General features: G+C 62.5%; 21 protein-coding genes and 2 pseudogenes. 15 read left to right on the forward strand and 8 right to left on the reverse strand.

Annotated features, from left to right (window positions below; genetic code table 11):
- Positions 1 to 135: pseudogene (locus A5646_RS29090) on the forward strand (thioredoxin-disulfide reductase); the annotation flags it as partial.
- Between the two features lie 19 nt (positions 136 to 154).
- Here A5646_RS29090 and A5646_RS19100 read toward each other — a convergent pair.
- Complete coding sequence (locus A5646_RS19100; protein WP_067023428.1) at positions 155 to 739, reverse strand: TetR/AcrR family transcriptional regulator; 585 nt, start codon at positions 737 to 739, stop codon at positions 155 to 157.
- A gap of 85 nt (positions 740 to 824) precedes the next feature.
- Here A5646_RS19100 and A5646_RS19105 point away from each other — a divergent pair, with 85 nt between their 5' ends.
- Positions 825 to 1,226 (forward strand): nitroreductase family deazaflavin-dependent oxidoreductase, encoded by a 402-nt coding sequence (locus A5646_RS19105; protein WP_067023431.1) that lies wholly within the window; start codon positions 825 to 827, stop codon positions 1,224 to 1,226.
- On the opposite strand, the gene A5646_RS19110 is transcribed toward A5646_RS19105, so the two are convergent.
- The gene (locus A5646_RS19110) at positions 1,227 to 2,612 is read right to left on the reverse strand and encodes an FAD-binding oxidoreductase (RefSeq protein WP_067023434.1); all 1,386 of its coding nucleotides are present in this window, start codon (positions 2,610 to 2,612) and stop codon (positions 1,227 to 1,229) included.
- Between the two features lie 248 nt (positions 2,613 to 2,860).
- Between A5646_RS19110 and A5646_RS19115 the strand changes: the two genes are divergently transcribed.
- The gene (locus tag A5646_RS19115) at positions 2,861 to 4,345 is read left to right on the forward strand and encodes a serine/threonine-protein kinase (RefSeq protein WP_067023437.1); all 1,485 of its coding nucleotides are present in this window, start codon (positions 2,861 to 2,863) and stop codon (positions 4,343 to 4,345) included.
- A 132-nt stretch (positions 4,346 to 4,477) separates the two neighbouring features.
- On the opposite strand, the gene A5646_RS19120 is transcribed toward A5646_RS19115, so the two are convergent.
- Entirely contained in the window at positions 4,478 to 5,266 is a 789-nt protein-coding gene (locus A5646_RS19120) for an SDR family oxidoreductase (protein WP_067023440.1), read from the reverse strand.
- A 28-nt stretch (positions 5,267 to 5,294) separates the two neighbouring features.
- The gene (locus A5646_RS19125; RefSeq protein WP_067023447.1) at positions 5,295 to 5,723 is read right to left on the reverse strand and encodes a DUF1707 domain-containing protein; all 429 of its coding nucleotides are present in this window, start codon (positions 5,721 to 5,723) and stop codon (positions 5,295 to 5,297) included.
- A gap of 69 nt (positions 5,724 to 5,792) precedes the next feature.
- Here A5646_RS19125 and A5646_RS19130 point away from each other — a divergent pair, with 69 nt between their 5' ends.
- Complete coding sequence (locus tag A5646_RS19130; protein WP_066871486.1) at positions 5,793 to 6,395, forward strand: TetR/AcrR family transcriptional regulator; 603 nt, start codon at positions 5,793 to 5,795, stop codon at positions 6,393 to 6,395.
- Between the two features lie 4 nt (positions 6,396 to 6,399).
- On the opposite strand, the gene A5646_RS19135 is transcribed toward A5646_RS19130, so the two are convergent.
- Positions 6,400 to 7,668 carry a cytochrome P450 gene (locus A5646_RS19135; protein WP_067023450.1) on the reverse strand — a complete coding sequence of 423 codons (1,269 nt, stop codon included), beginning with the start codon at positions 7,666 to 7,668 and terminating at the stop codon, positions 6,400 to 6,402.
- Between the two features lie 149 nt (positions 7,669 to 7,817).
- Between A5646_RS19135 and A5646_RS19140 the strand changes: the two genes are divergently transcribed.
- Complete coding sequence (locus A5646_RS19140; protein ID WP_067023452.1) at positions 7,818 to 8,270, forward strand: VOC family protein; 453 nt, start codon at positions 7,818 to 7,820, stop codon at positions 8,268 to 8,270.
- 171 nt (positions 8,271 to 8,441) lie between these two features.
- Here A5646_RS19140 and A5646_RS28330 read toward each other — a convergent pair whose 3' ends face one another.
- Both A5646_RS28330 and A5646_RS28335 read right to left on the reverse strand, forming a co-directional pair.
- Positions 8,442 to 10,289 (reverse strand): ATP-binding protein, encoded by a 1,848-nt coding sequence (locus tag A5646_RS28330; RefSeq protein WP_082975914.1) that lies wholly within the window; start codon positions 10,287 to 10,289, stop codon positions 8,442 to 8,444.
- A 12-nt stretch (positions 10,290 to 10,301) separates the two neighbouring features.
- On the reverse strand, positions 10,302 to 11,504 hold the full coding sequence (locus tag A5646_RS28335; RefSeq protein WP_231998379.1) for a DNA cytosine methyltransferase: 1,203 nt from the start codon (positions 11,502 to 11,504) through the stop codon (positions 10,302 to 10,304).
- On the opposite strand from A5646_RS28335, the gene A5646_RS19155 reads away from it, so the two are divergent.
- The 10 genes from A5646_RS19155 (at position 11,496) to A5646_RS19200 (ending at position 21,737) form a co-directional block, all read left to right on the forward strand.
- The gene (locus tag A5646_RS19155; protein WP_156748863.1) at positions 11,496 to 12,200 is read left to right on the forward strand and encodes a hypothetical protein; all 705 of its coding nucleotides are present in this window, start codon (positions 11,496 to 11,498) and stop codon (positions 12,198 to 12,200) included. The two genes, A5646_RS28335 and A5646_RS19155, sit on opposite strands and share 9 nt — an antisense overlap.
- 3 nt (positions 12,201 to 12,203) lie before the next feature.
- Positions 12,204 to 12,629, forward strand: coding sequence for a very short patch repair endonuclease (locus A5646_RS19160; protein ID WP_067023462.1), 426 nt, complete (start codon positions 12,204 to 12,206; stop codon positions 12,627 to 12,629).
- 409 nt (positions 12,630 to 13,038) lie between these two features.
- Positions 13,039 to 14,544 carry an ATP-binding protein gene (locus A5646_RS19170; protein WP_067023465.1) on the forward strand — a complete coding sequence of 502 codons (1,506 nt, stop codon included), beginning with the start codon at positions 13,039 to 13,041 and terminating at the stop codon, positions 14,542 to 14,544.
- Between the two features lie 8 nt (positions 14,545 to 14,552).
- Complete coding sequence (locus A5646_RS19175) at positions 14,553 to 15,536, forward strand: PD-(D/E)XK motif protein (protein ID WP_231997755.1); 984 nt, start codon at positions 14,553 to 14,555, stop codon at positions 15,534 to 15,536.
- A 4-nt stretch (positions 15,537 to 15,540) separates the two neighbouring features.
- On the forward strand, positions 15,541 to 18,486 hold the full coding sequence (locus tag A5646_RS19180) for a Z1 domain-containing protein (protein ID WP_067023468.1): 2,946 nt from the start codon (positions 15,541 to 15,543) through the stop codon (positions 18,484 to 18,486).
- Positions 18,487 to 18,709: 223 nt separating this feature from the next.
- Positions 18,710 to 18,880 (forward strand): hypothetical protein, encoded by a 171-nt coding sequence (locus tag A5646_RS29095; protein ID WP_156748865.1) that lies wholly within the window; start codon positions 18,710 to 18,712, stop codon positions 18,878 to 18,880.
- 317 nt (positions 18,881 to 19,197) lie between these two features.
- Positions 19,198 to 19,869 carry a hypothetical protein gene (locus tag A5646_RS19185; protein WP_067023470.1) on the forward strand — a complete coding sequence of 224 codons (672 nt, stop codon included), beginning with the start codon at positions 19,198 to 19,200 and terminating at the stop codon, positions 19,867 to 19,869.
- Positions 19,870 to 19,970: 101 nt separating this feature from the next.
- Complete coding sequence (locus A5646_RS19190) at positions 19,971 to 20,522, forward strand: carboxymuconolactone decarboxylase family protein (protein WP_156748867.1); 552 nt, start codon at positions 19,971 to 19,973, stop codon at positions 20,520 to 20,522.
- Positions 20,519 to 21,076 (forward strand): carboxymuconolactone decarboxylase family protein, encoded by a 558-nt coding sequence (locus A5646_RS19195; protein ID WP_067023478.1) that lies wholly within the window; start codon positions 20,519 to 20,521, stop codon positions 21,074 to 21,076. The genes A5646_RS19190 and A5646_RS19195 overlap by 4 nt, the downstream gene beginning before the upstream one ends.
- A 58-nt stretch (positions 21,077 to 21,134) precedes the next feature.
- Positions 21,135 to 21,737 carry a TetR/AcrR family transcriptional regulator gene (locus A5646_RS19200; protein ID WP_066880064.1) on the forward strand — a complete coding sequence of 201 codons (603 nt, stop codon included), beginning with the start codon at positions 21,135 to 21,137 and terminating at the stop codon, positions 21,735 to 21,737.
- Here the strand turns inward: A5646_RS19200 and A5646_RS19205 are convergent.
- Positions 21,717 to 22,125 (reverse strand): annotated as a pseudogene (locus tag A5646_RS19205) (acyl-CoA dehydrogenase); the annotation flags it as partial. The gene A5646_RS19200 and the pseudogene A5646_RS19205 overlap by 21 nt on opposite strands.

Raw genomic sequence — 22,125 nt, forward strand, 5'->3', positions numbered from 1 at the left:
CGCCAAGCCATCACCGCCGCGGGCAGCGGCTGCTCGGCGGCCATCGACGCCGAACGCTGGCTCGCCGACCACGAAGAAACCGACGTGGATGCGTCCGTCACGCCGGCGATCGGTCGAGAGCCGTTGCGTAGCTGAGGTTTTCAGGCCGAGGTTGTCAGCCCCGCGACGTGAGATGGGCGGTGACAACTGGCGTCACCCGCGCAACGAGTTCGTCCGCCGGGGCGGACGCGATCGGCTCGACCTGAAGGACATGGCGCAGGTAGGCGATGCCCAGCAGTTGGGCCATTGCCAGATCGATGCGCAGTTCAGTGTCCGACCCTGACAGCAGCTTGGCCATCTCCGGGTACAGCTGACCCTGAATGAACTGGCGCACCAGCGTGGCCGACTCTTCGTGGGTGGCCGCACCCCGCAGGATCGCCAGTAGGGATGCTCGGGAGTCCGGCTGCTCCCATGCCGCGAAGAACACCCGCGTCAGGCGCTCGCCGATTTCCCTGCGATCGCCGCGAGCGATGCGTTCGCTGATTTCGGCCGGGTCGAAGGGCCACCCCATGGTGGACCGGAATAGCTCGGCCTTGCTGCCGAAATAGTGCCGGATCAGCGCCGGGTCGACGCCGGCGCCGGCGGCGATGTCGCGGACCGACGTCTTGTCGTATCCCGAATCGGCGAACAGCCGTCGGGCGGTCGCCACGATGTCGTTGCGGGTGTCCGGGTTGCCCGGGCGTCGTCCGATGGGGGGCACAGTCTAGAAATTCTACAGTCGTTGACTTCCGGGCGGCCGGGTTTTAGCCTGGATCTATAAATTCTCCACGTGAGGAGTTACGGAGATGCCAGCACCACGATGGGTCGCCCGGTTCAACAAGGTCGGCCTCAACCGATTCACCAAGTACATCGCTCCGTGGGCGCCGGGATGGGGAGTTGTCGTCCATCGCGGGCGCAAATCGGGACGCACCTTTCGGACCCCGCTGTGGGTCTTTCGCCGCCACAACGGATTTGTGATCGCGCTGACCTACGGTCCCGAGACGGATTGGGTGCGCAACGTCCTCGCCGCGGGGGGCTGTGAACTGGAGACCAGGCGGCGGCGCTACCAGCTGGGCGCGCCGGTCGTGTTCCGCGACGCGAACGCGACCGACATGCCGGCGTTCATCCGCTTCATGCTGCGTAGGGTGATCAAGGCGCCGGAGTTCCTCCGGCTCGATATCGTGAGCCAATTGGCAACGGCGCGTTGACTACTCGCTACCCGATGCGAACGCGACATCGGGGTTGAGGATGCCGGCCGGGTCGAAGCTCGCCTTGATGCGGCGCATCAGGTCGACCTTGACCGGGTCCTCGAGCTCGACGAAGTAGGGCGCCTTGGCGCGGCCCAGGCCGTGTTCACCGGAGATCGCGCCGCCCAATTCCATTGCCAGCGCGAAGATGTCGGTCAGCAGCTGCTTTCGGATCGCCGGGTCCGGGCAGAAGATGGCCAAGTGCACGTTGCCGTCACCGGCGTGCCCGCAGCCCGCCGCGGCAGCAGCGGCCGCCGCCGCCAGACCGCGCGCGCCGGACAGGAACTTCGGCATGGCTCCGCGCGGCACGACGGTGTCGATGAGGTCGTCGGCGTTGAGCGCCTTGAGCGTCCAGAACGCCTTCTCGCGCGCCTCGATGAGCTTGCGCGCCGACCCGCCCTCGAGCACGTAGGCGTCCACCGCGCCCAGCTCGGCGAGCAGCTCACCCGCCGTCTCGACGTCCTCGTCCAGCCGCTCGGCGGTCCGATTCTCAAGCGCCACAACCAGATACGCTTGACAGCTGTCCCGGACGGCGTCGGGCACGCCCAGTTCGAGATTCTGGGTATGTACCAGCGCGGCCATCGTCACGCTGTCGATGTACTCGAGGATGTAGGGCGCCAGGCCGCTGGCGAGGATCTTGGGCACCGCCTCCATCACCTGATCGAAGTCGGCGAACGGCGCGAGCACAGTGGCGGCGTGGTCGAGGCGCGGATGCAGCTTGACGGTCACCTCGGTGCCCAGGGCCAGGGTGCCCTCGGAGCCGACGATGAGCTGGGTCAGGTCGTAGCCGGTGGAGATTTTGGCGATCTTGCCGCCGGTGCGGATCAGCTCGCCGGTCGGCAGCGCCGCCTGCAGCCCGAGCACGTTGTGGCGGGCGATGCCGTACTTGACCGCGCGCATGCCGCCGGCGTTGGTGCCGACGTTGCCGCCGACGCTGGAGGACAGCTCGCCCGGGTGCACCATGTACCGCAGCCCGGTGCCGGCCGTCGCGTCGTCCAGCTCGGTCAGCGTCACGCCAGGCTGCACGACCGCGACCTGGTTGGTGACGTCGACCTCCAGCACGGCGTTCATGCGCTCGAAGGAGATCAGCAACCCGTCCGTCCGGGGGATCGCCGCGCCCGACAGGCCCGTGCCCGAACCGCGGGCGGTCACCGGCACGCGGTTTTCCGACGCGGCCTTGAGTAATTGCGCGACCTCGTCGGCGGCCGCCGGCTTGGCCAGGTATGCGGGCTTCTGCGGCGGCTTGGTCAGCACCTCGTCGTGCGCGTAGCCGTCGGAAATCGCATCGCCCGTAAGCAGGTTGTGCTCGCCGACGATCCTCGCGAATTGCGCCGTCATGTCGGTCATCGAAGGCCTCACCTTCTTACGTGCCGGACAATTACTCACTGTATCGGTGGGATGCATGCGAGCAGAGACGCCGTTAGGGTGGGGCGGGCGCAGTTTTCGCGAAGGCTCGTGTGGGTCTGGCCGGGTGACAATAGCGGCCGTCAGCGGTGTCTCGGAGTAGCGACACGCGTGAGGCTGCGCACGTTATGTCGACGCCCGATTCGGGAATCCGCGGCGTTGGACTGTCTTGAAGGAGAAAGGATCGTTTGTTGACCTCCTCGTCCCGCGGTTCGCGGCTCGGTACCCGGTTTGGGCCGTACGAGCTGCGATCACTGATCGGCACCGGGGCCATGGGCGAGGTCTACCGCGCGTACGACACGGTTAAGGACCGGATGGTCGCGCTCAAGCTGTTACGCGGTGAGACGGCCGCGGACCCCGGCTTCCAGCAACGTCTTTGGCGGGAGTGCCGGAAGGTGACGCGGCTGCAGGAGCCCCACGTCATGCCGCTGCACGACTTCGGCGAGATCGACGGCGTGCCCTTCATCGACATGCACCTGGTCGACGACGGGGGCAGCCTCAAAGACCTGCTGCGTGAGCAGGGCGGGTTGGAGCCGTCGCGGGCGGCGTCGATCACCGCGCAGGTGGCCCGGGCCCTGGACGCCGCGCACGCCGCCGGGCTGCTGCACCTCGACGTCAAGCCCGAGAACATCATGCTGACCCACGACCATTTCACCTACCTCGCCGACTTCGGCATCGCCCAGGCCGCCGGCGACGAGACGATCTCACGGACCTACATGGCGCCCGAGCGCTTCACCACCGGGCGGGTCGGGCCGCAGACCGACGTCTATTCGTTGACGTGCGTGCTCTACGAATGCCTCACCGGTCAACCGCCGTTCGAGAGCGAGGACGCGGGGGAGCTGAAGCGCGCGCACATGCTGGCGCCGGCGCCGCGACCCAGCATCATGCGCCGCGGTGTCGGCCGCGATTACGACGACATCATCACCCGGGGCATGGCCAAACACGGCGCGGCGCGATTCGCATCTGCCGGTGAACTTGCCCGCGCCGCCAGTGACGCGGTATTCGCGGCCTACGAGCAGCCGGTGGGTGTGGCCGCCGGGCGAAGCGGACCGCCTCCCAAGACACGCCCGCTGCCGACCGTCCCCCTGCCAGAACTTGACAAGCCCGCTGACAGCGGTCCCGAGCGGCCTGTTGCGTCCGGCCCTTCGTGGCGTTGGCCGGCGATCGGTCGCACTCCGGTGGTGGTGGCCGCGGTGGCGGCGGTGCTGTTGATCGCCGGACTGGTCTTGTCGATGAATTTGGTTGGCGGTACTCATCACAACGGGTCGACGTCTCCGCCGCCTACGACTGCACAGGCGGCGTCGCCGTCACCTACGGCGCCGCCGCCGTTGACGCCCACGCTGTCTCGCCCGGTGAAGGGCGCCGACGGTCTAGGGTTCGTCGGCGAGACGGCCCGGTGCGACCCGGGCAATCCGCCGGCCTTGGTGGTGCGCACCGCTAAGTCGCTGGCGGTGGTGTGCCAAAACCTCAGCGGCACTTATTATTACCGCGGCGAGCGGATTCGCGACGGCGCCCACATCGAGCTGTCCAATGCCGAGCGGGTCGATGACGGCTTCGACGTGACAAACCCGGTCGACGGCGTCGTCTACGAGGTGCGGCCGAACCGGCTGCGGATCATCAGCTACGGGCATGTCGATTCCTCGGAACCGGTGCTGCAGTACGCGACAGCGTCGTAACCGCGTGCGCTGCGTTTCGGATGGTCCGAGGCCGCGGTGCCCCAAACGTCACATGCGTCACGGGTTTCCGGCCATGAAACGATTTCCAAACGCGCTAGCGGATGTGCTAGCGCGAAGGCGGCGCAAGGGTGGTCACGCCGCCTTCGCCGGCGCCGCCGCGGGGCGCAGCATTCGACCGCTCATAAGCGCCGACAACCATCCGGGCGCGAGCCGTCCGCCCGTCGCCATCACCCGGTAGCGCCAGCCGGGCACGACCACCGCGCGGCCGCGGTCGAGACCGCGCAACCCGGCGGTCACCACCGGACCCGGTTCGGCGAGGTGGCGGTAGATCGCGGTGTGCGAGACGTCCGACCCGAGCGCGTCGACGAATCCCGTCTGGGTGGGTCCGGGGCACAGCGCGGTCACGGTGACACCGGAGCCGCGGGTCTCGGCCCACAACGCCTGGCTCAGCGACAGCACGAACGCCTTCGAGGCGCCATAGGTGGCCTGATAGGTGCCGGGCTGAAAGGCGATGGTGGAGGCGACATTCAAGATGCCGCCGCGGCCGCGGGCCAGCATCCCGGGCAGGACCGCGTGGGTTAGGCGGACCGGCGCGTCGACGTTGACCGCCACGAGTTCGCGTTCGCGGCCGGCGTCGATTTCGGCGAACGGGCCGTAGGTGCCGAAGCCCGCGTTGTTGACGAGCACGTCGATCGCCCGTCCGTCCAGACGGGCGATTAGCTCCTCGACACCGTCATTGGCGGCAAGGTCGCCGACGACCAATTCGACGTCCGTGCCCGTCCCGATCCGTTGCTTGACGGCCTCGAGCCGGGTCCGGTCCCGCCCGGCCAACACCAACGAGAAACCCCGTTGCGCCAGCTGTTCGGCGAAGATCGCGCCCAGCCCTGAGCTGGCGCCGGTGACCACTGCCGTCTTCTTCATAGCTTCTCCTAGCGAAGAGTGCTGGTGCTCAACGGCTTTGCTTGCCACGCGGTATCGATGCGGCGTGGCTGACGAATCCGATTCCCGCGCCGAGGATGGGCCAGATCGGCCAGAAGTAGGTGGCGTCGGTGGTCAGGGCGACCGCCGCCCAGACGGTGAGCACGATGACGCACATGGTGAGGTACGCGGCGAGGTGCGCGCGCACTCCACGGCGGGCCGCGGCGAGGCGGGCGGCGCGGCGGCGCGGGTCGTGGCGCCGGACGCGATCGAGCGGCAGGTCCGCGACGAGGTCGCGCAGGTCTTGGGCGGTGTGCGTCTGGAACACCGTCTGCAGCCGTTGGTCGTACTCGTCCACCTGCAGGTATCCCTGGGCGAACGCCTGACCGAGCAGGTCGGCCGTCTTTTCCCGGTCGTGGGTGCCGGCGAGCGTCGATGTGGTTTCCAGCAGATTCGACATTTCGTCTCCTTGGTCGCCGATGTGAATAGCATTAACATAGATCCTAATGTTAATGTCGTCAACATGGCAGTGCAGCGGTCGGCCGTTCGGCGGCGTCAGAGCTATCACCACGGTGATCTCAAGCGGGCGCTGACGAGTGCCGCGCTATCGCTGGTGGCCGAGAAGGGGCCGAAGGGGTTCACCCTCACCGAGGCGGCGCGGCGCGCAGGCGTTAGCGCCGCGGCGCCGTACCGGCACTTCGCCGATAAGGCGGAGCTGCTGGCCGCCGTCGCCGAACAGGGATTCCAGCAGTTGCACGCCGACCTGGCCGCGGCCGCCGACCGCGCTTCCGATCCGAAGGAGCGGGTGGTCGAGCTCGGCCGCGCCTATGTGCGCTGGGCCATTGACCACCCCGATCACTATCAGGTGATGTTCGGGGCGGAGTCGCTGAAGGCCGAGCAGCCGAGCGTGGCGGTGGCCGGCGAGCAGGCGTTCGGCGACCTGCTCGACGCGATCACCAAGTGCCAGGAGGCCGGCATCGTCGGGGATCGGGATCCTCGGGAGGTGGCCGCGCCGTTGTGGTCGCTGGTGCACGGCATCGCCTCGCTGGCCATCGGCGGCCAACTGGGTGCGGTCGGGATCGTTCAGGCCCCCGACGACATCATCGCGGGCGTTGTGGCGCAAGTGCTTTGAGCGATTACCAGGGCCGTTCTGTTTGTTGGCTTTTTCCCGGCGCGAACGTGACCGGGAGCGTGCCCAGGCCGGTCATGCTCGGGTTGCCCAGGTATTGGTGCACGTTTTCGACGTCGACTGCGTAGTCGGGGATGCGGTCGAGGACGGCCTTGACCATCACGCCGGACATCAGCCGGGCCAGGTGGGAGCCGATGCAGCGATGTGGGCCCAGCCCGAAGGCGACGTGGCGGTTGGGGGCGCGGTCGAGAATGATCTCGTCGGGCCGGTCGAACTCGTTTTCGTCGTGGTTGGCCGACAGCCAGCTGATGACGACTTTGTCGTTCTTGCGCAGGCGTTGGCCGGCGAGGACGACGTCGTGAGTGACTGTGCGGCTGAGGGTTTGGTTGACCGAGAAGTAGCGCAGGAATTCGTCGGTGGCGGTGCGGTGCAGCTCCGGGTGGTCGATGAGTTGCTGGCGGAGGTCGGGGTGGGTGCCCAGGTGCAGCAGGGTGAGCGCGGTCTGGGAGGTGGTGGTGTCGACGCCGCCGCCGATGAGGTTCCACAGGATGTTGAGCAGTTGTTCGTCGGTGAGGCGCTGGCCGTCGAACTCGAATTGAACGAGGAAGCTGGTCAGGTCTTCTCGGGCGTCGGCCCGTCGTGCGGCGGCGAACTCGAGCACCTCTTCCATCATGGCGGGCACCTTGGCGATCGCTTGCGCGTACTCTTCGCTGTCTTGGGAGACGGCCATGACGGCGTGAAAGAGGTTGGCGTACAAGTGCCAATTGTCGTAGGGCAGGCCCATCAACTTCATGGTCAGGATGGCCGGGACCGGGCTGGCGTAGTCGAGCACCAAGTCCATGTGCCCTTTTGTTATTTGTTGGTCGAGGAACCAGTGCGCGGATTGCTCCATGAACGGCTTGAGTTTCTCGACGGCGCCGGGGGAGAAGAACGGCGCGAGCGCGTGCCGTAGGGCTTGGTGGTAGGGACCGTCGACCTCGCCGATGCCCAGGGCCGGCTGGCCGTCGGGGCGGGGGACGCCCATCTCGCCTTGGTAGTCGACGCCGTCTGGCGCGTTGGGCTCGTATTTGTGGGCGAAAGTGCCGCCATTGCGGGCGGTTTGGCTTACGGCGTCATAACTGCTGAGGAACCAGAACCCGCCGTAGTTCTCGTTCCACGCCACCGGACATCGCTGCCGCAGGTCGGCGTTGACGGCCAGCTCGTTGAGGTTGAAAGCGTCGGAATGATGGTCGAAGTCAACGATCGCGTCGGCGCTGACGTTCGGACGTGTGGCCATCGAAAAGCCCTCCAACGGAAGGTGATCTGCCTCTTCGGCGGTGCGCTTTATTATCTTTGCATTATTACGCGTTTGAGCGGCGTGGTGAAAGCGGTTTGCAGGTCGGTCGGCGCGACCGCCTGGGCCCGGTTTGCTGCGGAAAGGTCGTTATGACGAGCCATCGGACGGTTTTCAACCACGTTGGGTTATGCGTCGCGGACCGCGAACGGTCGCGCCGCTTCTACGAGGGCCTGCTGGGGTTCCAGTTCTGGTGGGAACTCGACCCGCCCGACGGCCCGACCTCCCAGCTGGTGGGGCTGCCCGAGCCGCTCGGGGTGCACGCGACCTATCTGGTGCGCGATGGCTTGGTGCTGGAACTGATGGACTATTCGAAGCGTCAGGTTCATGCGGGCTCGGAGCGGACAACGGACCAGATCGGTCTGACGCACATTTCATTCTCGGTGTCGGATCTGCCTGGTGTGTTGGCTCGGGTGGCCGAGTTCGGGGGAGCGGTGGTTGAGGGGAGCGTCGGTCAGGCGATGGCGATGATTCGGGATCCGGACGGGCAGTTGCTGGAGTTGCTTTCGGAGGGGTGGTTGGCGGCGTTGCCTGCGCGGCCGTAGTTGCGCCGGCGTACCGCATCACTCCAAGCACGTTTGTTACCGGCGCACACGCCTGGGAGCAGTGGCAGTACGGTGCCGCCATGTGGCTGGGGCAAGCAGACAACATGCTTGGCGCTATTGGAGGTTAACCCACCAGCGACACTTGGGCCGAGATAGGCGGCGGCCAGGGGGCTACCAGTCGATAATTCGTGCTACCGCCTCATGTACTTGTAGCAGGAGGTCGGCTTCCGTTGGAAGTTCCGCCAGCTGGCTCCGCTGAAGACTCAAGATCTGCCCGGAAGTGACCACTTCAGCGTCGGTCAGGTGATAGTGCATGCGCACCTGCCTTTCCCAGAAGTCTTTCCAGCCATCGGCTGGCTGAACTACGTCAGCATCGGCTGCCACCGCAACGGCTCCTTCCGGCGACTTCCCGGGCAAGAAGCCGAGATGGGAGTTAGCCCACGTGATACAGATGTGGAGTACGTCCGTGTCCCGGCCGCCGTTCGAGTCGGAGTGAAGATTTGGCCGCGTCTTGTGAAACTGGTTTGTCCACAGCTCCGTCAGTGCCGTCAAGTTGGACATCGCTTTCCCTACATCCGCCTCGGTTTCGACGGTGCGCTCGGAATCGAAAGTCGTGGGACGCTGGTCGCCGTCGAGAAGAATCCCAGTCTTGTCAACATGGGTGATTGCCAATGTTGGGAGGACATTCTGGACGATCCCGTCAGCGCCGCCAGGAAATGGAACGATTTCGAGCGTGTTCAGCTTGGTGGGCGCATGGCGACGAAGGGAAGCCCGTACAATTTCAGCGGCTAACTCATCTTCAACGATTAGTCGGGGACGCGTAGGCGCTGCCGTCGTGTGTCCGAGGTGGGCAAACGCCTCGGTAGGCGAACACCCGTCTGCGACTAGAACGACTCTCTGCTGACTGGCATCGAAGCCGAAGACTTTGATTGCTTGGTCGGGCAAGCGTGCGGCAAGTGCAGGCGAATGCGTCGATATGACTATCTGATGCCCTTTCTTGAGAACCTCGCCTTCGATGAACTTCATAAGCTCTGTTTGGGCGCCTGGATGTAGGGAGACTTCAGGTTCGTCGAGAAGTATCAGGGACTGCGGTGGGGCGTTCGAAATCGCGTCGACCATCCGAACTACAGCGTACTCTCCGCTGCCGGCATGAGCCTCAGAGTAGGCAATTTGGTTTCCCACGAGATGAAGTCGGACGGTGTATCCGCTTGGCCCAAAGAATCGGTGCTCGACGATGGCGATCTTACCGACCGGCTTACCAAGGATGGTCGATATATGGGACACCTGTTCCTCCGCGAGGTATCGCACGGGGGCAATCAGTTTTGGGCGCTCGGCTTTCGGGAGCTGTTTGCCCGCTAGTGCTCTGGCGATCCACTCGGACCGGACCACAGCCTTATAGCGTTTTTGGGTTGCGTCGGGCGTCCAGTGGTCGAACGATTGATGGTGGATGAACTTGTCGAACGCACTGAGTTCCGAACGGAAATCGAGGTAAACAACATTTTTCTGAATCGGATTCCAACGGTCGCGGCTTTTGGAGAGCCGGTCGTCATACCCCGATACGGGAATGTCAGCCATATCGTCGGATGTAACTCGTTTTGTCGGTTCCCAATAGTCGGGGTCTCGTCGGCCTCTAAGCTGCCACGGTACATCGGCCGATCTGTATTTCTTGGATCCCCGGTACTTCCTGCACTCGGCGCTGATTCCGGAAAGATCAAACCGGTACTTATAGATGAATCGGTGATCAACCTTGCCGCGTGGGCCTGCGTCGATGTCGTCGACATCCGTAGAGAACCAGAACTGGGCGAGGCTGCGCCCCTCTGGTGCTGATGAGATCGCTTGTAGGACTGAGGATTTGTTGGTGCCGTTCGGACCGATGAGAGCGATGATCGGCCAATCCAACGGAAGGACGAGTCCGTCAGCGAGTGACTTGTACATCGGAAACCGAATTTCATCAATGTACGGTAAAAACTTATTGGAGTTGAGGAACTTCGAAGTGATTTTTTTTTGAGTTTCTTCCATAAGCTGCTCCAGTCAAAGGAACGCTTCGAGGTGCCTTCCAAGGGCCTTCGCGAGCGGAATGGGAACGGCGTTGCCGATCTGTCGTGCGATTGAGGTCTTCGTGCCCACCCACCGGTAGCTGTCCCGAAATCCTTGGATAAGCGCCGCTTCCTGATGAGTGAGGGCGCGCGGTTCTGTCGGGTGAAGATACCGACCCTTCTCGGGCTTGAAAAACTCGGTTCGGATGGTCACGGACGGTCGGTCCCACCACAGCCTGCCCATTACGTCACCGGCCCCAGATGTGTGCTTGCGCCAACAGTCTGGCTTCAGATCGTCGGGCAATTGAAAGCGGTTGCCCCCGGGCTTAATATAGGCAAACCGTTGCAGCGATATGTGCTCGTAGTGCCGGGTTACGTGCAGTTCATCGGTGCGGTAACTCCCAGGCAACATATTGCCGCGGAATTCATACCAGCGAGCAGGAAGATTTAGCTGCCTGACGACCTCGGGTAGCCCCAACAACACTTCCTTGACAGTGCGCCATTCCGGCGGACCATGCGTCTTACTCGGGAAGCCTGGGAATTCTATGTCTCGATGGTGGCCTATTAGGATCACTCGCTTGCGTATCTGGGCGGCACCGTAGTCAGCGGCATTTAGTACTTCGGCTTCGAAGGCGTAGTCGCTAAGTTCTCCTCTGCTGCTGCACATCTCGCGGAATCGTTTGTGCTGCGACGACGTCAAAAAGGCCGGGACGTTTTCGAGCACGAACAGCCGTGGCCGCGCTTTGCCAATCGTACGGGCGTAGTACTCCCACAGCCTGTTTCGTGAATCGCGCACGTTTTGCTTGCCCAGGGCCGAGAAGCCCTGGCAAGGTGGTCCACCGATGATCACATCGGCCTGTGGGACCTCTTCGTTCCTCAGCCAATCCTGGATCGCACCTGCATATACCGTGGTCTTGCCATGGTTGGCGGCGTATGTGGCGGCGGCCGCGTCGTCTAACTCTACTGCCCGAATTGTTGTGTAACGCTTTGATGCTTTGGAGAAACCTTCGCTTAGTCCGCCTGCGCCGCTGAAGAGGTCGAGCACGCGGACCTTGCCGCGCGAAGAAGAGCGTGGTCCCTGCGCCATGTAGGCACCATAGCCGGCTCCGCCGACATTGGCGGGAAACTCGGCGGCAGTAGGCTGGCGTTTCGTTACACTCCTGGGCTGGCACGGCATACGCTCGAGGTCGTGCTGCACGCAGTAAGTGACGATGGGGGCTTGGGGTTCTGCCATGCCGCATTGCCCGCGTTGTTTCCGGCCGGGTATCACGGGCCGCTCGTCGTTGCGCTGGATTCGAACATCCTCATCGACATGCAACAGCACGGGAACACATTGCTCGATGGTGGAGCACCGCACGTAGGGGAGCTTTACCAGGTTGAGCTGCTGGCGCTTGGAAGTGTCCTAGACGTCTGGTTGATGCGCGACATCCGGTTCATCGCCACCCCGCGGTCACGCACTGACGGCAGAAGGGGTACTGATCACGTTCTCGCGAAGCGTGAACGGGCAATCGATGCCCTGGGCGAGACGCTTGCTTTTCAGTACAGCGACTGGACCGTCGTAGCACCAGCTGATTTCGAAGACCTCCATGAATACGGAACGATCGATGGTCTCCCCGAGGGCGCCGACCGAGATCTTGTTGGCGAAGCTCAGTCGGTGGGGGCGCATGTCTTCTTGACCCGTGATCGTGCCGTTCTCGGCCGAGCCGTCGTGGACGGGCGGGCCTTGGGCGTCATGTCGCCCACCGCACTTTTGGACCAACTGGTCTCTGCCGGTGTTCAGCCATTTGCGGGGGGGCTGTGCCAGGATGTCGCCTGCCCGTACCGACGCTCTAGTGTCTTGGCGCCCGATACAGGGAAATGGAGCAGCCTCTTCTCCATATTTGAGGACGAGTAGCAGATGTCGGGGACACCGCTGACCGATCCACGTACCTCGCTCCGCATGTCAAGGCAGCGGCGGCGCGACACCGATGCTGAGATGGTGCTGCGGCGCGAACTACACGCCCGCGGCCTACGGTATCGCGTTCATCGACCATTACCTGGAATGTCGCGGCGGCGGGCCGACATTGTATTCCCTTTGCAGCGTGTAGTTGTGTTCGTGGATGGGTGTTTCTGGCACGGGTGCCCTGACCACAAGACGATGCCTAAGAAGAATGGAGTTTGGTGGGAGGCGAAGCTCCGCGGCAACATCGCGCGTGACCGCGAGACGGACACGTATCTGCGCGAACTCGGTTGGACCGTGGTCCGAATCTGGGAGCATGAAAGCCTTGAGTGCGCCGCGGACCGCGTCGAGACCGCAGTTCGTTCGGCCCGCAGCAGGTCATGACGGCCTATGTCGTGCGCCCCTGATACGAACTTCTGGAGATGCTGGCGCCGGACGCGTGGATTTGGGGGGACGATTTGAAGCGGAAGCTCATCGGCGGGCTACTGCCCGTGGAGGCGATCACTGAGGCGACGCGGGCAACCTTGAATCTCCGCGTGCGCTTGTCCGTGCGCTACTTCTGGTGGGCTCGCCGACGGCGTGCTACTCATCCCGTCTTATTCGCGCGACCGGTCGATGGCCAGAGCGCGCCGTCTGACGAGTTCTTGGCGCAAGAACATCAGTGCGTCGATCGCGCGCTCCGCCACACGATCATCGAGAGCCTCGGCGATGCCCCGTTCATGGCCCCACCGCCGACGTCCGCTCAATGCGTTCGAGCGGCGAAGAAATCAGCTGCGCGGGCGGCCGTCGAGTCATGAGCGTAGACCACGACGTCGTACGACGGATCACCCTTGCTCCGGACGCAGGACTGGTCAAAAGCCTTGGGGCCAACCACACGTTGGAGTCCGCAATCGCAGACCTTGTCGACAACAGCATCGATGCTGGTGCGACCAACGTCTCGGTCAGGTTGCTTACCCAAGGGGATCGACTCGTCGAGGTGGAGGTCCACGACAACGGCAGGGGCATGGATGCGGAGTCGATCAACGCCGCGATGACCATTGGCCACCAGCGCGCCTACACCCAAGGAGACCTCGGACATTTCGGTATGGGACTCAAGGCAGCATCTTTCGGACACAGCGATGTACTCACCGTATGGTCCAGCAAGTATGCAGCGATTCCCGTGGGACGGCGAATTCGGCGAGCGGACTTCTCCCGCGATTTCACTTGCGAAGTCCTTTCAGCCGACGCCGCCGCCCAACATGGCTCTGAGCGTCAAGCAATCCTAGGCTCGGCAGAAGGCACATCGGTCATCTGGACCGAAGTGCGCAATGCCTATCGCGGTCACAGCATGCATGAGGCACGTCAATGGCTTGCCACCCGAAACGATGCGCTGCGTGCACATCTGGGCGTCACGTTCCACAGGTTGCTCGCTGAGAAGCGATTGCAGATCAATGTCCTCGTCGACGAACGGAATGAGGCGCTCGCCGAACCAGGCATTCCCGTAATGCCGATCAACCCATTTGGTTACGCGCGGTCTGGGCATCCCCAGTACCCGAAGCACCTAATTGCCGCCGCCGGTGATACACGGGTGAAGCTCGCATGCCACATCTGGCCAGCCAAGTCGGACATCACCGGATTTCGAATCGGTGCTAAGCCTGGGGAACAATTTCAAGGGTTTTACATCTACCGCAACGACCGCCTACTTCAGATCGGCGGCTGGTCCGACACCGCTAACCCAAGCGCTGCTCGGCAACTGGCTCGCGTCGTGCTTGAGGACACCGACGCCATTGGGCATTTCCTAACCATGAACCCTGAAAAGAGCGGTCTGAAGTTCGAGCCCATCTTTCACGACGCGGTCAGCCGAGCGGCCGCTGCGGACGGCACGACGTTCATTGAATACCTGCAGGATGCGGAGTCGGTCTACGCGGAGGCGAACAAGCGAAAACGGAAGCGCAATCCCGTGATCAGACCCGATAAGGGTTTTGCGCCGGCGGTCCGCAAACGGATCGGCTCTGAGCTGCCCTATATCCAAGGTGATTCAATCGACCTCAAGTGGCGGCGAATGCCGGAAGGGGAGTTCTTCGACGTCGATCTGCGTAGCAAGACGCTGTCACTGAATAGTCGCTACCGACCTCTGTTTGCGCCCAACGGCGGCAGTCTGAATGACGCACCCGTGTTGAAGGCTTTGATGTTCCTGTTGACCCATCACCTCTTCGAGGGCCAACATCTTGGGGCCAGAGACAAGGATGAGATCGCTTTGTGGAAAAGCATTCTCGGCGCTGCTGTGATCGCCGAGCAGCGTATGCGTGGATGGGGATAGAGGCACTGATGACCGAATCAGTTGGCGACGCACGCCATCTTACATTCACGACGCTCGACCACTTGTGGAAGAACGGCGCGCCGATGGTCTTGCCCATCAAAGGTGACCCTACCTGCCGCCTGCAGCTTGATCCGAAAAACAGCCTCATCACGCTGGTCGCGCCTTATGCCATTCCAGAGCCTGACGTCGCAAAACTAAAAAACATCCACTTTAAGGCGGTCGTCGAGGGCGATACGGAACTCGCTGAGTTGACAGTACGAGTGCAGGGCAACGCACACGGAGCATACGGCCTGCTAGCCACGATCGCTGATGAACTTCAACTTGAAAAGCTCCCACTCGCAGCTGCAGTCGCAGCGGCCGTGGCCCGGCACCGCAACGTGCTCGCAAGCCGAGGTGGCCTTACAACCGAGAAAGAAGTAGGTCTCTTTGGTGAGCTCTTGCTCCTCGAGTTCCTCATACACGAGATCGGCGCTGGGCCGGCGATCGCCGCTTGGCAGGGTCCGTTTTCGGAGGAGCACGACTTCGCTTTCGACGCCGTCCATATTGAGGTTAAGACCACCACTAGCGAGCGGCGTAAGCACATGATTAATGGGTTGGCCCAGCTTGTGCCGCTAAGAAACGTGCCTTTAAGCCTTCTGTCGATTCAATTGACTCGGAGCTCCCCGGACGTTGGTCGCACCTTGCCGCAAATCGTGGCACAAGTGCGGACGACCGCAGGCGGCTATCAGGTCGCCATCGACGAGAGTCTGGATGCACTCGGATGGCAGGACGAAGACGCCGACCTGTACTTGACGTTCTGGGTGCTCCGGTCCGAGCCGCGCGCATACGAAGTAACCGCTGACTTCCCAGCGATGACCCCGGCCCTTTTGGCGCCGGTCGTACCGAACTTTGGTCTCTTGTCGGAGGTTTCCTACAAAGTAGATGTGACCGATTTGGATCACGAGCGGCTGCCTGACCCCATTGGTGGATTCGTGGACTTCCAGGAGAATTGACGTAGTGACCGACCAACGCCCCGGGTGGGCAGATGCATTGACGAATCTCTTTGTTGCGCTTAAGAATCAGCAGCCAGCCCCGATTGGCCCCTTGCTGCAAGTTCTTTCGGGTACCCATGTAAATGATCAAGATCTTGCGGCCTTCATTATCAATGCCGACGAGAACGATACGTCGCTGACACAGTCGCGCATAGCACTCGCCAAGTGGGACAACCAAGGCGAGCTCCCTGACGCCGCGGGCAACCCCACACCGGCGCGGACAAAGGAGCGGCGCGCAGCGATATACGCCGCACTTGGGCTCTCGGATGAGGTCGCAGCAGCTTTCACCCAAAGGGTGGATGTGTTCGAAATCCAGGCCATTGTCATCTCGAAGAATTTCGAGCCTTGGTACGCCGAAGAGCGAAAGTTACGAACGAGCGTTTACTGGGACGATTATGAGGCGTACCTTCGCGACACGAAGAAGTGGCCAGCCCCGTCGATCGCCTCGCTTGACCAGACGACAACCGATGTGATCGAACGGCTCACGCGTCCCACGCGGCTCGAAGTGAAGCAAACCAAGGGTCTCGTCGTTGGCTACGTCCAGAGCGGCAAGACCGCCAACTTCACGGGAGTGGCGGCCAAGGCGATCGATGCGGGTTACCGGCTCATCATCGTGCTGACCGGCACAATCGAGATCCTTCGATCTCAGACTCAGCGGCGCATCGACATGGAGCTCATGGGCGTAGAGAACATCCTCGCTGGCCAAGACCCGACGGACCCGGTAGTCGCGAAAGAACTCGACTACCAGCAGGATGTTGAGTGGCATGCTGACAACTTCGTAAAGCATGGTACGGCGTTGGATGTTCCAGGCGTCGTTCGCATTTCGCGCGTGACCAGCCACCACAGTGACTACAAGCGCCTACCGCAAGCCATGACGAAGTTAAAATTCGCGCGCCGAAACAAGCAGAAACCGCTCAACGATGAGGTCAATCTTTTCAACTCGGACGCGTACGTGGCGATCATCAAGAAAAACAGCGCCCCCTTGAAGAAGTTAATCCAAGATCTGAAGCCCCTCAAGAACGACCTTGCCGAACTGCCGGTCCTCATCATCGATGATGAGTCCGACCAGGCCTCCGTAGACACGACGAACCCGGCGAAGTGGAACAAGAATTCCGCGGCGAACCGTAAGCGGACAACGATCAATGAACTGATCACCAAGATCCTACAGATCTGTCCTCGGGCACAGTATGTTGGATACACCGCCACACCGTTCGCCAACGTCTTCGTTGATCCGGATGACGAACGAGACCTTTTCCCCGCCGACTTTGTGCTCTCGCTTGACCGACCTCCTGCGTACATGGGTGTCCAGGAGTTCCACGATGTAGGCACGCGTTGGGACGAAGAGGCGAGAACCGTCGCGAATTCCAACGAGCTGGCCCACGTACGGGCGCTTGTCGGAGACACGGATACCGACCCTGACCGTCGCATCGCTGAACTGCAAGAGGCGCTCGATGCATGGGTGCTCACCGGAGCCATCAAGAAGTATCGGGAAGTTTTTTCGGCAAGAACTTACCGACACCACACAATGCTCGTTCATGAATCAACCAGTACGAGCGTCCATGCCGACACGGCCAACGACGTCCGCGGGATCTGGAGCACCTCAAAGTTCAATTCGAAAGAGGGATTCGCCCGTCTGCGAAGCCTTTACGAGCAAGACTTTCTCCCCGTGATGAACGCGCGCGCAAAGGACGAAGCCATTCCGCCTTCCTTCGAAGCACTCAAACCCTTCATCGGAGATGCCCTTGCACAGATGACAATTGACAGCAACCCGGTTCTGATTGTCAACTCCGATAAGGAGATCCAAAAGCAGCAAAAGAAACTCGATTTCGAAGCCGACAAGGTCTGGCGGATCCTCGTAGGTGGCACGCAGTTAAGCCGAGGCTTTACCGTCGAAGGTCTGACGATCTCGTACTTCAGGCGCAAGGCTGGTCAGGCGGACACCCTAATGCAGGCTGGCCGCTGGTTCGGGTTCCGACCCGGCTACCAGGACCTCGTTCGGCTGTATATCCGCCGAGACGCCAACGTTGATCTGTACGAGGCGTACGAAGCGCTGTTGATGGACGAGGAAGCGTTTAGAGCCGAGCTCAGGCAGTACGAAGGGTTCGACGAGAATGGCATGCCCATGCTGGAGCCGCGACATATCCCGCCACTCGTCAGCCAGCACCTACCGTGGCTAAAACCGACCGCCCGCAACAAGATGTGGAATGCCGTCATCGCCAGTAAGGCGCCAGCGGACGTACAGGACCTCTATGGCATCCCTACCCGCCATGACGCAGCAAACCGCTCGAACTTTGACGACATCATCGTGCCGCTTCTCACGCACGCGAAGACCGAAGTCATGCTTCCTTACGAGCTCGACGGGAAATCGCGTTACCGGCAGCGGGCGAGGGTCGGTCTGATCGACGCCACCGAGTTTCTTCAGCTGTTCAAGAAGCTCGCATGGCACGCCGAATACAAGGCCAACATCAAAGCTTTCACCGGCTTCTTTGAAAAAGCTACCCATGACCAGCGCATCAGTGACTGGGCAGTTGTGTGGACGTGGCCCAACACTGGTGGACGACTCTTCGATATCCCCGAGCTGGGCGGCTATGTGTCCATCGTTAAGCGTAGGCGCCGCGCCGGGCGAATCGACTTCGTCGGGTCGGATCGCAAGCACCGAGCGGCCATCAGGCCTATTGTCGAGAACAATGCTGTTCCGGTGCTGGGACAATCGTCGACGAGAGGCGTCGTCCTCGTGTCGGTCGTGCCTGATCGCGATCCCGACGATGCCTCGACGCCGGTTACGCGGGACCAGCTCGTCGGGTTGATCTCGATTGCTGTTCCTGCCCAAGCGATCCCGAGGAGCAATCTCATTCAGTGGACTGTTGTCAATTCAGCGAAGCCAGACGACGTGGTAGTCGAGAAGTCTTAGCAAGACGCCATGGGGAGCCTGTGCAGACTACACAGCATTCGGCGACGGTCGGCGGAACCTCTGCGCTTTCTATAGTGATCTCGGCGATGCCTGTCTACGCTCCATATAAATCTACTCTCTTTATAATTCAGTGTGCTGGCCTCTGACGGGCGCAACAGGCCCCCAACGCCGACTCCAGATTCAGCACTCGAGAGTCCAACAAACGAAACGGTGGGATTACGCGGTGGTCAGTAATCCGAGCGGCGCCTTGCCCCTTGACCTTGAAATCGACTACGGGATTGCCGTCGTCGCCCGCGAAACCTGGGAAACGGTGCCGACGCTGAGTCCGGGCCCCGACCCCACTCATGCCGTTCTCGCCAAGCAGCTGCCTGATTTCATACGACCACGCCTTTGACATGCTTCGCCGATGCCTGGAGATGAAGGTCCCGCTGCGTGCTATTGCAGCCGATCTTGTGCAGAACCAAGCACAACTTTCGCGCCGGAGCCGATGCGCTGCGCACGCGGTCTGCGTTCGCACTGGCCGTCGGGGTGCTCGTCGTGCGTCACCCAGTCTTGGGCCTTACGGCTACCAGTTTGATTTGATAGCAATAACTATCCGCGTGTCGTGCGGTATTTTTGCCGAGTTTCTGTTAAATCTCCGTCCAGGGCCACAACCTGAAGCTTTTTTCGTCACATCTATAAGCCGTTGCGGCGGCCCCGGAGCGGACACCCATGACGAGCATCTCGCGGGCAAAGGTCGCCAGCGCCGCACGAACGTTCGGCCGGGTCGCTTTGTTGGCCGCGGTTGCCGCGTGGCCGGTGATATCGGCAGCCATGGTGCACGCCAACCCGGGCGTTCCCGTCCCCGACGCCGACCATGAGTTGGGAATGCATGGCGATCCCGTCGCGGCCGCGTCCTACTGGCGCGAACAACACGCTTCCGACTGTGGGGAAATGGCGGTGGCCGATGTGGTCGGCCAAATTACCGGACGCGAGCCATCCGAACAGCAGATGATCACTCTGGCCGAAAACACAGCGAGCACAGCGGGTCACAAACCGATCTGGACGCCGACGGGCACCACTGATATCGCCGACCTTCCGGTACTGCTGTGGCACTACTGGATCAGAGCCGAGAACATTCAGACCGATACCGCCGCCGTGGCGCGCAAGCTGAGCGGCAACCACAAGGTCATCGCCATTCTCAATGCCGAAACAATTTGGAACCGCCCCGGGAAGCGGAATTATGCAAACCACTTCGTGGTGGTCACCGGCATTGACAGCAGGGCCGGTGTGGTCCATCTCAACGACAGCGGCATCAGTACCGGCCGCGACGAGCAAGTCCCCATCGCCGTCTTCGAGCAGGCGTGGGCCCCGAACTACAACTCGGCTATCGTCACCAAGTGACGTCGCGACCCGAAGCGAAATAACCTGCAATCAAACGCAATCGAAGAATTGCGGTGTTCACTACAGTCGAAGCACCCGACGCGCAAGAAAGGACCTCGACGATGACGCGAATGCCTCTGGTCAGCACCGACCGCCAACCCGAGGGGATCAAGCAACCCATCGCACGCCCGGACACCCTCAACGTGCTGAAACTAATCGCCAACGCGCCCAACATCTTTGACGGCTGGGCACAGATGACGGGCGAACTGTTCAAAAGTCCCACCTTCACCCCGCGGATGCGCGAAGTGATCATCCTGCGGGTGGGCCACCTGCAGGACTCGCCCTACGAACTGGCCCAGCACGTCATCTTCGGCCGCACTGCGGGGCTCACCGACCAGCAGATCGATGCCATCCAGAACAAAGCGGACCTCGACGCGGCCGGCTTCACCGACGACGAACGCACCGTCATCGACACGGTCACCGAGCTGTGCACCACCCGCCACCTGAGTGACGAGACCTTCGCCACGGCCCATGCCCTGCTCGGCGACGAGGCGCTCACCGAATTGCTGATGATCGTCAGCTGCTACTACGGCCTGGCGCTCGTGCTCAACGCCGTCGACCTCGAGATCGACACCCCGAGCTTTTCCAGCCCCGACCAGGAACTGCCAAAGTGACCCGGATCCCGTATCGCCAGCCCGAACAGATGCCCGACAGAGCCCGCGAGTTAACCGCGCGGCGGGGCAATCTCAACGTGTACCGCGCGCTGGCCAACGCCGAAAAGGTGTTCACCGGCTGGATGGTGGCCGGCGACGCCGCGCTGACCAGCCCGGTGTTGCCCAGAAGGCTTCGCGAACTGATCGTGCTGCGCACCGCCTACCTGATGGACTGCCCCTACGAACTCGGCCAACACCAGGACGTCGCACAAACGGTGGGAGTCGACCGCACCGAGATCGACGCCATCACCTCCGAATCCGACTGGAAAACAAGCCAATTCGACGCTACCGAGCTGGCGGTGCTAGACCTGACGACCGAACTGGTGACCACCCGCCGCGTCGCCGAACCGCTCTTCCAAGAAGTGCACACCGCCCTCGGCTCGGAGGCCACCGTCGAAGCGCTGATGGTCATCGCCCGATACGCGGGCCTGGCGCTGATGCTCAACGCGCTCGACGTGGACCTCGACGAGACCGCCCGGCTCCCCGTCCCGCCGACGGGGTCAGGCGAAAAGTAATTACCGAGATTGCCTAATCTTCCCTCCGACCAGGGGGGCCTCCCGTAATGTCCATGGAATGGTGGAGCGCAAGCAGCCGTCGACCCGCCTGTCAGCCGAGGACTGGCTCGAGGTGGGTTACACCGTCCTTGCCCATGAGGGAGTGCGCGCACTCAAGGTCGAACGCCTCTGCCAGCAGGCGGGTGTCACCCGCGGCAGCTTCTACTGGCACTTCGAGGACATCGAAGCGTATCGGGCCGCACTGGTCGAGTCGTGGAACAAATTCCTGGAGCGCGACCGTCAGGCGCTGACCGAGCTCGACGGGCTACCTCCGCGGGAACGGCTGTCGGCCCTGACCGAAACGCTGGTCAGCCCCAAATACTGGGTGCTCGAGCGGGCGATGCGCGAATGGGCCCGCCTGGACCCGGTGGCGGCCGAGAACATCCGCGCCGCCGACCGGCTGCTGCTGCGCACCGTGATAAAGGCCTACTGCGACTACGGTTTGAGCTACGAGGACGCCAGACTGCGCGCCGAACTGACCTTCGCCGCAGGGATCGGCCTGCTGCACCTCACGACCTCGGCCGAGCAGGCCCGCTCGGTGGCTCAACGAGAAAGATTCCTGGCCGTGATGCTGGGCGAGTCGGGGACGGGCCAAGCCAAATCAGATCATGGCGATGGGTGAGATCTTCGCGCCAATCGCCAACGCCCCGGCCAACTCTCGACTGGTGTCGTAGTCGAACACGACATGTCCCGCGGCGATATCCACGTCGCGCTTGGCGCGCTGCAGTGGGCTCGACAAGAAGTGTGCGCTGGCGCCCGCGGCCTCCATGAGATCGGCGATGATCGCCCGGCTTTCGTGCACGGTGCGCGCGGCCGCCAACCGCGCGTCGGCCCGCACCGACCGGCTCACCCGTTCGCCGCTGACGACGATCGACTCGATCTCGTCGGCGGTCCGAGCCCCAGCGCCCGCAGTGAACTCAGCCGCACCCGAGCCTCGCCCAGCCTGATCTGAGCGGCGGGCTGGTCTTTCTGCGCCACCCCGCTGTAGGCCAGCACGCGCTCGCTGAGCC

This window comes from Mycobacterium sp. 1245499.0 (assembly GCF_001673615.1).
GTDB lineage: Bacteria > Actinomycetota > Actinomycetes > Mycobacteriales > Mycobacteriaceae > Mycobacterium > Mycobacterium europaeum_A.